Below are 14,418 nucleotides of genomic sequence, written 5' to 3'. Positions count from 1 at the left end.
ACTCAGCAAGGGACAACAACAATGGCACTCAATAAAGAAGCGCCGGAGTTTGACGTCGATGACGAACTGCTCCTTCTGGAGCCGGGCGTCATATTGGATGATGCGTTGAGCGAGGAGAACGACGCGCCTCTGCCTACCGCAAAATCCCGGCATTCAACCTCACCAAAGCAACACAAGTATATCGACTACACCCGCGCGCTAGACGCGACTCAGCTGTACCTCAACGAAATCGGTTTTTCCCCCCTGCTAACCCCGGAAGAAGAAGTGCACTTCGCGCGCCTTGCGCAGCGTGGTGATCCTGCCGGGCGCAAGCGCATGATCGAAAGTAACCTCCGCCTTGTAGTGAAGATCGCACGACGTTACGTCAACCGCGGTTTGTCGCTGCTCGACTTGATCGAAGAGGGCAACCTCGGTTTGATCCGGGCTGTGGAGAAGTTTGATCCGGAGAGAGGCTTCCGCTTCTCTACCTATGCGACCTGGTGGATCCGTCAGACCATTGAACGGGCCATCATGAACCAGACCCGGACCATCCGCCTGCCGATCCATGTGGTCAAGGAGCTCAATGTCTATCTGCGAGCCGCACGTGAGTTGACCCACAAACTGGATCACGAGCCTTCGCCTGAAGAAATCGCCAATCTGCTGGAAAAGCCTGTTGACGAGGTCAAGCGCATGCTCGGTCTCAACGAGCGGGTGACTTCCGTGGACGTTTCCCTCGGTCCGGATTCCGACAAGACTCTGTTGGACACACTGACCGATGATCGACCCACCGACCCCTGCGAGCTGTTGCAGGACGATGATCTCTCGCAGAGCATCGACCAGTGGCTGTCCGAACTTACCGACAAGCAACGAGAAGTGGTTGTTCGCCGCTTCGGATTGCGCGGTCATGAAAGCTGCACGCTCGAGGAAGTGGGCCAGGAGATCGGCCTGACCCGTGAGCGGGTGCGGCAAATCCAGGTCGAAGCACTGAAACGGCTTCGGGAGATCCTGGAGAAGAACGGTTTGTCTAGCGATGCCCTGTTCCAGTAAACCTGGAGCAAAGCGAAAGAGCCCGGCTTAGGCCGGGCTTTTTCATGGTCGGAGTGGAGGAATAGAACGGCCTGATGCTGTGACTGGAGTCGGGCTTGAAGGCGTGTTTCACGGATCAACGAAGTCCTCTTTTGTGCGTTGCGGTGTAAGTCATTGCTTACACGCTATGTGCGTGATTAGAGGAGGTTGCTGCTCGTGATTGGTGAGAATCTGATAGGAGAATTTTTAACTTATTGATTAATAAGAAATTTATTTTTTTACATTGAACTGGCTTGGTCGTCTGTGCGGCAACCTGCCAACTTGCTCTGTGCTCCCGGATCACTAATATCACTCTTGCGTACAGGATGTACGCGGGTTGATAAGGACGTCGACCAGGGACATCGCGGGATGCGATTCATCAGGATGATGAGCAAGGAATACAGGGAATAGGGACAAAAGAGTGGGCGGGTATCCCCCGCCCCTTTTTTCGCCCGCAGGAAAGCAAAAGGCCCGCAGATGCGGGCCTTTTTGCGTTTGGATGCGCAGACGAATCAGCGCTCCAGATGCTCCAGCTTGCCTTTGACACCATCCCACTCTTCGGCGTCGGCCAAGGCTTCTTTCTTCTCGGTGATGTTTGGCCACACTTCGGCCAGATCACGGTTCAGTTCGATGAACTCCTGCATGTCCTCAGGCACTTCATCCTCGGAGAAGATGGCTTGCGCCGGGCATTCGGGCTCGCACAGTGCGCAGTCGATGCACTCGTCCGGGTGAATGACCAGGAAGTTCGGGCCTTCGTAGAAGCAGTCCACCGGACAGACTTCCACACAGTCGGTGTATTTGCATTTGATGCAGTTGTCGGTGACGACGAAGGTCATTTCTATTCTTCTCCTCAAGCGGCGGCTCGGAAGCCTTCTATATCCGGCTTCTCGGCTCGGGAACTCACGGTACCGGGTAGGCTGATTCCCGGGTGCACTCCAGAGCGCGCGGGATTCTAGCAGCTTGTGCGGTTAAGGGGTTAGATGCGTGACTTCAGTGTATATAACAGCTCCAGCGCCTGCCGAGGCGTCAGATCATCCGGCTTGATCTTCGCCAATTCGTCCAGCACCGGGTGCGGCAGGCTTGCGAACAGGTCGCTCTGCATTGGCGCGCTTGGCTGGCCGGGGGCCTGCCGCGGAGCTTCATGAGGCAGGCTGGTGGTTTCCAGCCGCGCCAGATGCTCGCGGGCGCGCTGGATCACTCCGCCGGGGACGCCTGCCAATTGCGCTACCGCCAGGCCATAGCTCTGGCTTGCCGGGCCCGGCAGCACATGGTGCAGGAATACGATGCGCTCTTTGTGCTCGGTGGCATTCAGATGGACGTTCGCTACCACCGGTTCAGCTTCAGGCAGAACGGTCAGCTCGAAGTAGTGGGTGGCGAACAGGGTGAAGGCACGCAGTTGGGCCAGATGCTCGGCTGCCGCCCATGCCAGCGAGAGACCGTCGAACGTACTGGTGCCGCGACCCACTTCGTCCATCAGCACCAGGCTGCTTGCGCTGGCGTTGTGCAGGATGTTGGCGGTTTCGCTCATCTCCACCATGAAGGTGGAACGGCCGCCAGCCAGGTCGTCGCTGGAACCGATGCGGGTGAAGATGCGGTCCACCAGCGACAGCTCGCAACTGGCCGCCGGCACGAAGCAACCGATGTGGGCGAGCAGCACGATCAGTGCGGTCTGGCGCATGTAGGTCGATTTACCGCCCATGTTCGGGCCGGTGATGATCAGCATGCGGGTGGCGTCATCCAGGGCCAGGTCGTTAGCCACGAAGGGGGTGTCCAGTACCTGTTCCACCACCGGGTGACGGCCTTGGTTGATGCGCATGCAGGGTTCGTCGACGAAGCGTGGTCGGTTCAGGTCGAGGTTCAGCGCCCGCTCGGAGAAGTTGCTCAGCACATCCAGCTCAGCCAGGGCGGCGGCAGTATCCTGCAGCGGTGCCAGCTGTTCGATCAGCAGTTCCAGAAGCTCGTCGTAGAGCATCTTCTCCCGTGCCAGGGCGCGGCTCTTGGCCGATAGCGCCTTGTCTTCGAAGGCTTTCAGTTCTGGCGTGATGAAACGCTCGGCGCCCTTCAGGGTCTGGCGGCGAATGTAGTCCGCAGGTGCCTGTTCGGCTTGCACGCGCGGCAGCTCGATGAAGTAACCGTGGATGCGGTTGTAGCCGACTTTGAGGTTGGGTAGGCCGGTACGGGCCTTTTCCCGCGCTTCCAGATCCATCAAGTACTGGCCGGCGTTCTCGCTAAGTGCCTGCAGTTCGTCCAGTTCAGCGTCGTAGCCGGTCTTGATCACGCCACCGTCACGAATGACAGCTGGCGGGTTTTCTATGATGGCGCGAGCCAGCAGGTCGGCCAGTTCCGGATAGGTGCGGATACTGCCTGCCAGCTCCTGCAGGTGCGGAGCTTCCAGTTCAGTCATCGCGCCTTGCAGTTGCGGCAGGGCGGCGAGGGCGTCGCGTAGGCGGGCCAGGTCACGGGGGCGCGCATTGCGCAGGCCGATTCGGGCGAGGATACGTTCGACGTCGCCGATCTCCTTCAGCTGCGGCTGCAGGCTTTCGAAACGATAGCGATCCAACAGACAGTCGATGGCGTCCTGCCGGGCAACCAAGACGGCACGGTCGCGCAGTGGGCGGTTCAGCCAGCGACTCAGGAGGCGGCTGCCCATTGCGGTCTGGCAGCGGTCGATCACTGATTGCAGGGTGTTGTCTCGGCCCCCGGCCAGGTTCACGTCCAGCTCCAGATTGCGGCGACTGGCAGCATCGAGGATGACGGTGTCGTCGATGCGCTCGTGGCGCAGGCTGCGTAGGTGGGGCAGGGCGGTGCGCTGCGTCTCCTTCGCATAGCCCAGGAGGCAGCCGGCCGAGCCAATTGCAAGGGTCAGCGTTTCGCAACCGAAGCCCTTGAGATCCTGAACTCCGAACTGCTGGCAGAGGCTCTTCTTTGCCGAATCGCGGTCGAAGTCCCAGGGGGCACGACGGCGTACGCCGCGGCGCTTTTCGGCCGGCAGGCCCTGGGGCCAGTCGTCCGGTATCAGCAGCTCGGCAGGGTTGAGACGCTCCAGTTCAGCCAGCAGGTTCTCCCAGCCTTTGATTTCCTGCACGGTGAAGCGCCCGCTGGTGATGTCCAGAGCTGCGAGGCCGAACAGACGCTCATCGCCGAGCACGGCAGCGAGCAGGTTGTCGCGGCGTTCATCCAATAGCGCTTCGTCACTGATGGTGCCTGGCGTAATGATACGAACCACCTGGCGTTCCACCGGGCCTTTGCTGGTGGCGGGGTCGCCAATCTGTTCGCAAATGACTACGGACTCACCAAGCTTCACCAGTTTGGCCAGGTAACCTTCCACCGAGTGGAAAGGGATGCCGGCCATGGGAATCGACTTGCCTGCCGATTGGCCGCGTGCGGTCAGGGTGATGTCGAGCAGCTTGGCGGCTTTCTTGGCGTCCTCATAGAAGATCTCGTAGAAGTCGCCCATGCGATAGAACATCAGCTGGTCCGGGTGCTGATTTTTCAGCTTCCAGTACTGCTGCATCATCGGGGTGTGTTCGCTGAGATCGCTCTGACTCATTGGCTGGCCTTGCGTGCAAAAGGCGCTAGTGTACGGTATCCCGCTGGCCCGCTTTAACCCCGGAGTGCACATGTCCGTTACCGATGAAGAGCTGACTTCCCTGGCCGCCAGGCTGGGAGAGGAGCTAAAGGCGCGTGGTGAGTCGGTAACCACCGCAGAGTCCTGTACCGGCGGTGGCATCGCCGAAGCGATCACCCGTATTCCGGGTAGCTCCGCCTGGTTCGAGGCGGGCTATGTCACCTACTCGAATACGCAGAAAACCGAGCAGCTCGCGGTGCCGATGGAGTTGTTTCCGCAGGTGGGAGCGGTCAGCCGAGAGGTGGTCGAGGCAATGGTGCATGGCGCCCAGCAGCGTAGCGGCGCACGTTTCGCCATAGCGGTCAGCGGTGTGGCCGGACCGGATGGTGGCTCGCCGGATAAACCGGTCGGTACGGTCTGGTTGGCGTGGGGGAATGGAAGGGATGTCGAGGCTGTACGCCGCCACTTTCCGGGCGATCGCCTGGCCGTGCGCCGACAAACTGTTGCGGAAGCGCTCAAGGGACTGATCCGACTAGCTGCAGGAGAAAAAGCCGTTCAGGGGTAGGCGAGCGACTTGCCCTATGGAATAATACTGTCTACTTATACAGTTGTTGGTGGCCGCCAGGCCCTCTTGATTTTAGTGAGGACTTCAATGGACGAGAACAAGAAGCGCGCCTTGGCTGCTGCCCTGGGCCAGATCGAGAAACAGTTCGGCAAGGGCGCGGTCATGCGCATGGGCGACCATGACCGCCAGGCTATCCCGGCTATTTCTACCGGTTCCCTGGGCCTGGACATCGCGCTTGGTATTGGCGGCCTGCCGAAGGGACGTATCGTAGAAATCTACGGTCCCGAATCTTCCGGTAAGACCACCCTGACCCTCTCCGTCATCGCCGAAGCCCAGAAAATGGGCGCTACCTGCGCCTTCGTCGACGCCGAACATGCCCTGGATCCGGACTACGCCGGCAAGCTCGGCGTGAATGTCGACGATCTGCTGGTTTCCCAACCGGATACTGGCGAACAAGCCCTGGAAATCACCGACATGCTGGTGCGCTCCAACGCCGTTGACGTGATCATCGTCGACTCCGTGGCCGCTCTGGTACCCAAGGCCGAAATCGAAGGCGAAATGGGTGACTCCCACGTTGGTCTGCAAGCGCGCCTGATGTCCCAGGCACTGCGCAAGATTACCGGCAACATCAAGAACGCCAACTGCCTGGTCATCTTCATCAACCAGATTCGTATGAAGATTGGTGTGATGTTCGGCAACCCGGAAACCACCACTGGCGGTAACGCCCTGAAGTTCTACGCCTCCGTGCGCCTCGACATTCGCCGCACCGGCGCGGTGAAAGAGGGTGAGGAAGTCGTGGGCAGTGAAACCCGCGTCAAGGTTGTGAAGAACAAGGTGGCTCCGCCCTTCCGCCAGGCCGAATTCCAGATCATGTACGGCAAAGGCATCTACCGCACCGGCGAGATCATCGACCTGGGTGTGCAGCAGGGCCTGGTGGAGAAGTCCGGTGCCTGGTACAGCTACCAGGGCAACAAGATCGGCCAAGGCAAGGCGAATGCCGCCAAGTACCTGGAAGACAACCCGGAAGTTGCTAGCGCCATCGAGAAGATCATCCGCGAGAAGCTGCTGGTCGACTCGTCCGCCAACACCAAGTCGGCTGCCACAGTTGACGATCTGGCCGACGTAGACCTCTGATCCTCCTATGCCTGTAGTGCTCGACAACTCCGCCGCAGTGCGGCGGGCCGCCATGGACCTACTGGCGCAGCGCGAGCATGGGCGATTCGAGCTGACGCGTAAGCTGCGTCAGCGCGGCGCCCCTCCTGAGTTGATCGACAGTGCCCTCGACCGTTTGACGGAAGAGGGCCTGCTCTCCGAATCCCGCTATCTCGAAAGCTTCATCGCCAGCCGCGCCCGCGGCGGCTATGGGCCGCAACGCATTCGCGAAGAGCTGGCCCAGCGCGGTCTTCCACGAAGCGATATCGACCTGGCCCTGCGCGAGGCTGATATCGACTGGAACGAACAGCTGCGCGAGGTCTGGCGTCGTAAGTTCAATCGGCAGCCCCAGGACGCCCGCGAGCGTGCTCAGCAGGGCCGCTTTCTCACCTACCGTGGCTATTCCATGGAGATGATCAGCCGTCTCCTGCGCGGTAGTTCCGACGACTGACGTTCCATAAGGGCAGCCTTGAGCCATGCGCGGTCGCGCATGGCTGGTCGCTGGATGGGATTGGTTGTGCTTGGCGGATCAGACTTTGCTGGCCCAGTGTTGCGGCAGGTTGATGAAGTCGATCAGCTCGCGCAGGCGACCGTGGTCACGGCCATTGAAGCGAAATGCCAGGCGAATGAGCTCACTGAACTCCGGCTCATCCTTCTCCGGCTCTAGATACGCTTGCTGACTGAAATCGCCCTCCAGGCATAGGTCTGCGAACTGCTCCCGAATCTGGTCGAGGGCCCGTCCGCTGAGCGTATGATTCATGCGAATCACAAAGCTGTTCTTCAGCCAGCGGCTGGAGTGGTAGTTGCGGTAGAACTGCGCGATTTCTGCTGCGGCTTCGTCGGCATTGCGCACTAGACGCATCAGGTTCATGTCGCTGGGCAGGATGTAGCGGTTGCGTTCCAGTTGCTCGTGGAGGAATCCGATGGCGTCTTCCCAATAGCTACCATCCGGCTCGTCCAGCAACACCACTGGCACGACCGGGCTCTTGCCAGTCTGGATCAGGGTAAGCACTTCCAGCGCTTCATCCAGCGTGCCGAAACCACCTGGGCATAGCACCAGCGCATCGGCTTCCTTGACGAAGAACAGCTTGCGTACAAAGAAGAAGTGGAACGACAGCAAATGTTCGGTGCCATCGACCGTAGTGTTGGCATGTTGTTCGAAAGGGAGGGTGATATTCAGTCCAAGGCTGTTTTCCAGCCCAGCACCTTCATGGGCTGCGGCCATGATGCCGCCGCCTGCACCGGTGATAACCATCAGGTCGCGCTTGGCCAGTTCAGCGCCCAACTGGCGGGCCAGAGTGTAGACGGGGTGCCCCTCAGGGGTTCGCGCTGAGCCAAACACGGTGACTTTGCGACGCCGCTTGAACTGCTCTAGTACGCTGAAGGCGTGCTCCATTTCGCGCAGAGTCTGCAGCATGATCTTGGCGTCCCAACGGTTGCGGTCGGCCTGCGCCATGCGCACCACGGTAATCAGCATTTCGCGGTAGAGCGCGAGGTTGGGGCTGCCGCTGGGAACGGTAAGGTTGATCAGCTCATCGACTTTCTGGGTCAGGTCGATTCCACTGGTCTGGAAGTGCCGGGAGAGATAATCGTCCGGATCATAGGGCATAGCATTCTCCTTGCTCATCGACTTCTCTGAGCCGCTCTGCTGGCTGTGTCCGGAATCCGGGCGACCCAGTCGAGCCGCTCAACTACAGCTTGCGGCAGGGAACGAATCTTTTCCAGCCGACCTCCGCCTGAATGTAGGGAGGCCAAGCTCTGGAGCATGGCGCAGCGCGTCGGCTGCACATAGGGGAAGGAGAAGGCGCTCCGAACTGGGGAGCGCCGCAGAAACGATTAGTTGGTCTTGGCCTTGAGGCCGCAGTCCTTGGCGGTGAAGCGCTCGGAAGTCACCGGGCGATTGGTCTTGTACTCGCTGAACTCATAGCGCAGGCCTGCGCCACGTGCCAGCAATTGACGGTAGCCGGTGTTGCGGCAAACGCTCGCACCTAGTTGTGCGCGCACGGCATCGGGATTTGCGCGCATCTGGGCGGCATGGGCCTCACGCACGCTGAGGTGATTCACCAGTTCGTTGCCATCCACCGTGTAGCCCTGGTCGAGGATGTCCTCGTTGATCGCGCGCGGCGTACCGGCGCTGCTCTCCTTGGCCACTTTATCGAGCATCTTGCTGAGCTCGTAGTCCTTCAGTGAGGCGGCCTGGGCGAACAATGGCAGGGTCGCGCAAAGGGCGAGGGCAGTGAGGCGCAGCATGGAAATCTCCTAACGAAAAGTAGCTGTTTGACCAGCGCGGCAATTGTGCGTTCGCAGGCGGGGCTTGTCGCGTGAAAAATCTGCGTCGTCCGGTCGACGGTGCGTTACGACGCCTCTGGTAGAATCGCTCGATTCTTTCCGATCAATCTGATTTCACCTGCCACCATTCGGTATGCGGGCTGATCAGCTGCCGTACTGGAATCCGCTTCGATGAGTCACGCTGTTTTCCGCCTGCGCGCCGAGTGTCTTGCGCGCAGCACCCGTCCCTTCGTGGCCCGTGGATCGCGTTCGCCCCGCTGCCCGGGGTGCCGGGTCGCTTTCGAGTATTGCTTCTGCGCCTGGCGCCCCAAGGTCCCTGTGCGCTCCGGCGTGTGCCTGATGATGTATCACTCCGAGCCAATGAAACCGAGCAACACCGGTTGGCTGATTGCGGATCTGGTGCCCGATACCTGGGCTTTTGGCTGGTCGCGCACCGAGGTGGATGAGGCACTGCTGGCGCTGCTGGAAGACTCGCAGTGGCAGCCGTACCTGGTGTTTCCAGGCGAGTATGCGGAGCCGGAGCGTGTGGTGGATCACGTCGAGACGGGGGCGGGCAAGCGGCCACTGTTTATCCTGCTCGATGCCACCTGGACCGAGGCGCGCAAGATGTTCCGCAAGAGCCCCTATCTGGATCGCTTCCCAGTGCTGAGCCTGACCCCGGAGCAGATTTCCCGCTATCGCTTGCGCCGCTCCACTCGCGAGGAGCACCTATGCACCGCCGAAGTCGGTGCGCTTTGCCTGGAGCTGGCCGGTGACGAACAGGCCGGTGGCGCGCTGAACGCCTATCTGGATGTGTTCACTGAACGCTACCTGGGCGCCAAGCGGAAGTTGCCCCTGGACGAGGCAAGTCCGGCGCATCAGGCGCTCAGTGTTTTCCTCTGATCAGGCTTCGGCGCTGGTCGGGCTCGCCTGCACTTCACGCTTCTGCGGCCAGAGCTGGGCCACCAGCATGCCGGCGAACATCAGGGCACAGCCGAAGTAGCCGCGTGTGTGCAGGGACTCATCCAGCAGCAGGGCACCTGCGATAGCGGCGAACACCGCTTCCAGGGAGAGGATGATGGCGGCGTGGGAGGCGATGGCGTGGCGCTGCGCTACCACCTGTAGGGTGTAACCGATGGCGACGGCGATAACGCCGCCATAGAGAATGGCCGGGCCGGCCTGGAGGATGGCGTCTATCCGGATCTCTTCGAACACGACGGCCAGCACCAGGCTCACCAACGCGCATACCGCGAATTGCAGGATCGCAAGGCGGATCGGGTCATAGCGGCTGGCAAAGAAACCCACCAGCAGCACATGCACGCCCCAGACGCAGGCGCCAGCCAGCTGCAGCCAGTCACCGGATGCAACCTGGAAACCTTCACCGACGCTGAGCAGGAACATACCGATGACCGCCAGGCTGGCCCCCAGCCAGGTCCCCATGCCAGTGCGATGGCCGAGGAAGAGTCCCAGCAGCGGCACGATGATGACGTAGAGACCGGTGATGAAGCCGGAATTGGTGACGCTGGTAAACAGCAGGCCCACCTGCTGCAGATTGATTCCCAGCGACAGGGCCAGGCCCATCAGCAAGCCGCCGAGCAGCATGCCGCGATTGAGTGGTTGCTTGACCGCTGGCTTGGGCAGCACCAGCAGCAGGGGCAATAGGATCAGGGCGCCAAGGGCGAAGCGCAGGCCGGTATAAAGGAAGGGGCCGACCGCATCCATGCCCAGGCGCTGGGCGACGAAAGCTGCGCCCCAGATGGCGGCAGTGATCAGCATCAGGATATCGGCGCGCAGTGCTTGGCTTCGCATGGTGTTTCTCGACGGGAAAAGCCGGAAACTTTGCCGTAAAGCGTTCGACTTGACCACCCCGTCCCGGCTCGGCATGCTGAGCGCCGCTTTACGGCCTGCCCGTATCAAGCTCCGGGTCCTGGCTAGCGTATCCCGTCGTGCCGAAATGCCTCTCCACACCCCAGAGAGGCGTGTCTGGGCCCATTACAAAAAGGACATGCCCATGGCCTCATACGAAATTCTCATCGCCGATGACCACCCGCTGTTTCGCAGCGCCTTGCAGCAAGCCCTGACCCTGGGCCTCGGGCCTGATGTACGGCTGGTGGAAGCGGCGAGCATTGCCGAACTCGAGACCCGTCTGGGCGAGCGCGCCGACTGGGACCTGGTCCTGCTCGATCTGAACATGCCAGGCGCCTATGGCTTTTCCGGACTGGTGTTATTGCGTGGCCAGTACCCACAGATTCCCGTCGTAATGATCTCTGCACAGGAAGAGGCCGCGGTAGTCGCACGTTCGCGTGAGTTCGGTGCGAGCGGCTTCATTCCCAAGTCCAGTCCACTGGAAGTGATCCAGAGCGCGGTGCGCGCGGTGCTCGATGGCGACGCCTGGTGGCCGCCTCAGCTCCAGGAGGCCCAGACCCTGTCCGATGAGGCCAAGGCGGCCAGTGAAGGCCTCGCCAGCCTGACGCCTCAGCAGTTCCGCGTACTGACCATGGTCTGCGAAGGGCTGTTGAACAAGCAGATCGCATTCGAGCTGCATGTCTCCGAAGCTACGGTGAAGGCCCACGTAACGGCCATCTTCCGCAAGCTCAATGTACGTACGCGAACCCAGGCTGCACTGCTGCTGCAACAGATGGAATCGATTCCTTCGGCCTGAGTTCGGCATTTCACGCAAATTTGAAGCGCGTTGCGTTAGGCTGCGCGCTCCTTTCTAAAGCCCCTTCTCCTATGTCGCCATTCAAAGGCCAGACTGGCCTCAAACGCATCCTCAATGCCGCCGGCTATTCCTTCGACGGCCTGCGTGCCGCCTTCACTGGCGAAGCTGCCTTCCGCCAGCTGGTATTGCTCAATGTGGTACTGATCCCGCTGTCCTTCTTTCTCGATGTCAGTCGTGGCGAACGCGCCCTGATGATTGGCGCGTGCCTGTTGGCGCTGATTGTCGAACTGCTGAACTCGGCGGTGGAAGCGGCCATCGACCGCATCTCGCTCGAGCGCCATCCGCTGTCGAAGAACGCCAAGGATATGGGCAGTGCGGCTCAGTTCACGGCGTTGACCCTGATCACCGCCGTCTGGGCCACGATCCTCCTCGGGTAATCCTCAGGCTATCGGTGGTAGCACGATCTCGTCGCTTCGGTTCACGCCAGCGGTCAATGCCCTGCACTGGTCGAGAAACTCGCGCATGGCCGCTGTCTGGTACTTCTGCCGGTGCCAGATGAAGTAGAACTGCCGGCGCAAATCGATGCCCGGGGTTTCCAGCGGCACCAGGCTGCCACGGCGGAAGGCATCGCGCAGGGCCAGCCGCGAGATGCAGCTTATGCCCAGCCCAGACTCCACCGCGCGCTTGATCGCCTCGGTGTGCTCAAGCTCAAGCCGTATGTTCAGCGGGGTAGGGTGATGACGCATGGCCTGGTCGAAGGTCAGCCGTGTGCCTGAGCCCCGTTCTCGAAGGATCCAGGCCTCGCGGCTGAGTTCTTCCATGCTCGCCTGGCCCTTGGCTGCCAGTGGATGCCGCGGTGCGCAGAACACCACCAACTCATCCTCCACCCAGGGTACGACTTCGATATCCGGGTGCTGACAGTCACCTTCGATTAGACCCAGATCAAGTTCGTACAAGGCAATCTGCTGGACGATATTCGCCGTGTTCTGCACGTGCAGGCTCACGCGACATTCCGGGTGGCGTTGCATGAAGGCGCCTATCAACAGTGTGGCGAGATAGTTACCCACGGTGAGTGTGGCGCCGACATCAAGGGAGCCGAAGCCAGTCTTGCCATTGAGTAGATCCTCGATCTCTCGTGCCTGGTCCAGCAGGGCGACGGCCTGGGGCAACAACTGGCGACCGAGGGCACTGAGGCTGAGGCGCTTGCCGGCCCGATCGAACAGCTGGCAGCCGGATTGGCGCTCCAGTTCAGTTAGTGAGGTACTGGTTGCCGACTGGGAGAGCGACAACTGCTCCGCAGCACGGGAGACGCTTTCCTGTTGGGCGACGGCGACATAGACCTGGATCTGTCTGAGAGTAAATCGCATATCTATATAACCGATAACCTATATCTTGATAATTCAGTTAACAGATATTGTGGCGGTCATTACAATGTCGCGCAATTGCGCCCCCTGACCAGTGCGGCGCTGGCGACTTCCCAAACTTTCGGAGCCCCGTAAATGAGCAACATGAACTCCGAACGCATCCTCAGCGTTCATCACTGGAACGACACGCTGTTCAGCTTCAAGTGCACCCGCGACCCGGGCCTGCGCTTCGAGAACGGGCAGTTCGTCATGATCGGCCTGCAACAGCCCAGCGGCCGTCCGCTGATGCGCGCCTATTCCATCGCCAGCCCGAACTGGGAAGAGCACCTTGAGTTCTTCAGCATCAAGGTGCCGGATGGTCCGCTGACCTCCCAGCTGCAGCACCTCAAGGAAGGCGACGAGATCATTATCAGCAAGAAGCCCACCGGCACCCTGGTCCTCGATGACCTGAACCCCGGTAAGCACCTCTACCTGCTGAGCACTGGCACCGGCCTCGCCCCCTTCATGAGCGTGATCCAGGACCCGGAAACCTACGAGCGTTTCGAGAAGGTCATCCTGGTGCACGGCGTGCGCTACGTGAACGAAGTTGCCTACCGCGAGTTCATCACCGAGCACCTGCCGAAGAACGAGTTCTTCGGTGAGGCGGTGAAAGACAAGCTGATCTACTACCCCACCGTGACCCGCGAGCCGTTCGAGAACCAGGGCCGCCTGACCGACCTGATGCGCAGCGGCAAGCTGTTCGAGGACATCGGCCTGCCGCCGATCAACCCGCAGGACGACCGCGCGATGATCTGCGGCAGCCCGAGCATGCTCGACGAGACCAGCGAAGTGCTCGACAGCTTCGGCCTGAAGATCTCCGCACGCATGCGTGAGCCGGGTGACTACCTGATCGAGCGCGCCTTCGTAGAGAAGTAAGCCTCGACAGCTCCAGAACAAAGCCCGCCAATTGGCGGGCTTTGTCGTTTCCGGAGAATCAGACCGGGGAACTGAAGCGCTGCCCGGAGATAGCCGGGTGGTAGATCGGCTGGATCTTGTTCCCCGCCGGGTCCAGCACATGGAAGCTGTAGGCGCCGTCGCCATGGGCGAAGGGACGGTCAAGCATGGTCACGCCATGAGCCTTGAGGTACTGGAACCAGGCCTCCAGCTCGTCAAGGCTGTCCACCACGAAGCCGTAGTGATCCACCGCCTGCATGCCGCTACTGGGAGCAAAGGCTCGGCCGAGGGAGAGATTGTCGTTACCGCAGGTTAGGTAAACCAGGTCCTCGTTGGCGCGGTTGAGGACTTCCATGCCCAGTACGTCCACGTAGAAGCGTTCGCACTCTTCCAGATTGGGCACGACGATGGCGATATGGCGCAGGCCATTGAGGCGACTTGGACGGCTGGGCATTTCTTTGACTCCGTTTTTGTATACAATTTTTTGTAAATATAAGACAAAACGGAGTTCAACGTGTACTGCCTTCTTCTCAAGACCCGCCTGCGTCCCGGTAGCCTGGACGCCTTCATGGATGCCATGCGCATCAACGCCGCTGCGTCGGTACGAGTCGAGCCCGGTTGTCTGGTGTTCGATGTGCTGCAGGATCGCAGCGACCCCGACCTGATCTGGCTCTACGAGGTCTATACCGACGAAGCCGCCTTCGAGGCGCATATGCTGACCCCGCACTTCCTCGCCAGCCGGCCGCTGGTGGAGCCTCTGATACTCGAACAGGATTGCATCGAAGCGGATTCCCTGGCGTTCAACGCCGCTCGCTGATTCCTGCGTCTGAAGGGTGGCAATCGCCCTTCATTCCCACCACCG

The 14,418-nt window shown here is 60.6% G+C and carries 16 protein-coding genes; 9 read left to right on the top strand and 7 right to left on the bottom strand.

What is annotated here, in order from left to right:
• Positions 1 to 21: 21 nt before the first annotated feature.
• Positions 22 to 1,026 (top strand): RNA polymerase sigma factor RpoS, encoded by a 1,005-nt coding sequence (rpoS, locus tag SA496_RS19865; RefSeq protein WP_120654884.1) that lies wholly within the window; start codon positions 22 to 24, stop codon positions 1,024 to 1,026.
• A 530-nt stretch (positions 1,027 to 1,556) separates the two neighbouring features.
• Here the strand turns inward: rpoS and fdxA are convergent.
• Entirely contained in the window at positions 1,557 to 1,880 is a 324-nt protein-coding gene (gene fdxA / locus SA496_RS19860) for a ferredoxin FdxA (RefSeq protein WP_120654885.1), read from the bottom strand.
• 140 nt (positions 1,881 to 2,020) lie between these two features.
• Positions 2,021 to 4,594 (bottom strand): DNA mismatch repair protein MutS, encoded by a 2,574-nt coding sequence (gene mutS, locus SA496_RS19855; RefSeq protein WP_330114345.1) that lies wholly within the window; start codon positions 4,592 to 4,594, stop codon positions 2,021 to 2,023.
• A 70-nt stretch (positions 4,595 to 4,664) separates the two neighbouring features.
• On the opposite strand from mutS, the gene SA496_RS19850 reads away from it, so the two are divergent.
• The 3 genes from SA496_RS19850 (at position 4,665) to recX (ending at position 6,780) form a co-directional block, all read left to right on the top strand.
• Positions 4,665 to 5,177: a CinA family protein gene (locus tag SA496_RS19850; protein WP_120654887.1), complete on the top strand. Its 513-nt coding sequence runs from the start codon at positions 4,665 to 4,667 to the stop codon at positions 5,175 to 5,177.
• 87 nt (positions 5,178 to 5,264) lie between these two features.
• Positions 5,265 to 6,311, top strand: coding sequence for a recombinase RecA (gene recA, locus SA496_RS19845; protein WP_120654888.1), 1,047 nt, complete (start codon positions 5,265 to 5,267; stop codon positions 6,309 to 6,311).
• A gap of 7 nt (positions 6,312 to 6,318) precedes the next feature.
• Entirely contained in the window at positions 6,319 to 6,780 is a 462-nt protein-coding gene (gene recX, locus SA496_RS19840) for a recombination regulator RecX (protein WP_120654889.1), read from the top strand.
• A 78-nt stretch (positions 6,781 to 6,858) separates the two neighbouring features.
• Here recX and SA496_RS19835 read toward each other — a convergent pair whose 3' ends face one another.
• Complete coding sequence (locus SA496_RS19835; protein ID WP_153920839.1) at positions 6,859 to 7,938, bottom strand: LOG family protein; 1,080 nt, start codon at positions 7,936 to 7,938, stop codon at positions 6,859 to 6,861.
• Between the two features lie 227 nt (positions 7,939 to 8,165).
• Positions 8,166 to 8,579: a quorum-sensing-regulated virulence factor family protein gene (locus tag SA496_RS19830; RefSeq protein WP_120654891.1), complete on the bottom strand. Its 414-nt coding sequence runs from the start codon at positions 8,577 to 8,579 to the stop codon at positions 8,166 to 8,168.
• A 210-nt stretch (positions 8,580 to 8,789) separates the two neighbouring features.
• On the opposite strand from SA496_RS19830, the gene SA496_RS19825 reads away from it, so the two are divergent.
• Positions 8,790 to 9,500: a tRNA-uridine aminocarboxypropyltransferase gene (locus SA496_RS19825; RefSeq protein ID WP_120654892.1), complete on the top strand. Its 711-nt coding sequence runs from the start codon at positions 8,790 to 8,792 to the stop codon at positions 9,498 to 9,500.
• Here SA496_RS19825 and SA496_RS19820 read toward each other — a convergent pair whose 3' ends face one another.
• Entirely contained in the window at positions 9,501 to 10,481 is a 981-nt protein-coding gene (locus SA496_RS19820) for a DMT family transporter (RefSeq protein ID WP_371924293.1), read from the bottom strand.
• Between the two features lie 127 nt (positions 10,482 to 10,608).
• Between SA496_RS19820 and erdR the strand changes: the two genes are divergently transcribed.
• Together erdR and SA496_RS19810 are read left to right on the top strand one after the other, a co-directional pair.
• The gene (gene erdR, locus SA496_RS19815; RefSeq protein WP_330114344.1) at positions 10,609 to 11,259 is read left to right on the top strand and encodes a response regulator transcription factor ErdR; all 651 of its coding nucleotides are present in this window, start codon (positions 10,609 to 10,611) and stop codon (positions 11,257 to 11,259) included.
• A gap of 71 nt (positions 11,260 to 11,330) precedes the next feature.
• On the top strand, positions 11,331 to 11,696 hold the full coding sequence (locus tag SA496_RS19810) for a diacylglycerol kinase (RefSeq protein ID WP_077527711.1): 366 nt from the start codon (positions 11,331 to 11,333) through the stop codon (positions 11,694 to 11,696).
• Positions 11,697 to 11,699: 3 nt separating this feature from the next.
• Here SA496_RS19810 and SA496_RS19805 read toward each other — a convergent pair whose 3' ends face one another.
• Positions 11,700 to 12,626, bottom strand: coding sequence for a LysR family transcriptional regulator (locus SA496_RS19805; RefSeq protein WP_120654895.1), 927 nt, complete (start codon positions 12,624 to 12,626; stop codon positions 11,700 to 11,702).
• Between the two features lie 132 nt (positions 12,627 to 12,758).
• Here SA496_RS19805 and fpr point away from each other — a divergent pair, with 132 nt between their 5' ends.
• Complete coding sequence (fpr, locus tag SA496_RS19800) at positions 12,759 to 13,538, top strand: ferredoxin-NADP reductase (RefSeq protein ID WP_120654896.1); 780 nt, start codon at positions 12,759 to 12,761, stop codon at positions 13,536 to 13,538.
• A 58-nt stretch (positions 13,539 to 13,596) separates the two neighbouring features.
• Here the strand turns inward: fpr and SA496_RS19795 are convergent, their stop codons facing one another.
• On the bottom strand, positions 13,597 to 14,010 hold the full coding sequence (locus tag SA496_RS19795) for a VOC family protein (RefSeq protein ID WP_120654897.1): 414 nt from the start codon (positions 14,008 to 14,010) through the stop codon (positions 13,597 to 13,599).
• A 60-nt stretch (positions 14,011 to 14,070) separates the two neighbouring features.
• On the opposite strand from SA496_RS19795, the gene SA496_RS19790 reads away from it, so the two are divergent.
• The gene (locus SA496_RS19790; protein ID WP_120654898.1) at positions 14,071 to 14,373 is read left to right on the top strand and encodes a putative quinol monooxygenase; all 303 of its coding nucleotides are present in this window, start codon (positions 14,071 to 14,073) and stop codon (positions 14,371 to 14,373) included.
• Positions 14,374 to 14,418 lie beyond the last annotated feature (45 nt).

This window comes from Pseudomonas sp. JS3066, from assembly GCF_036328175.1.
Classification (GTDB): Bacteria; Pseudomonadota; Gammaproteobacteria; order Pseudomonadales; family Pseudomonadaceae; genus Metapseudomonas.
Note: the sequence above shows the minus strand (reverse complement) of the source record. Positions and strands in the feature narration are given on the sequence as shown.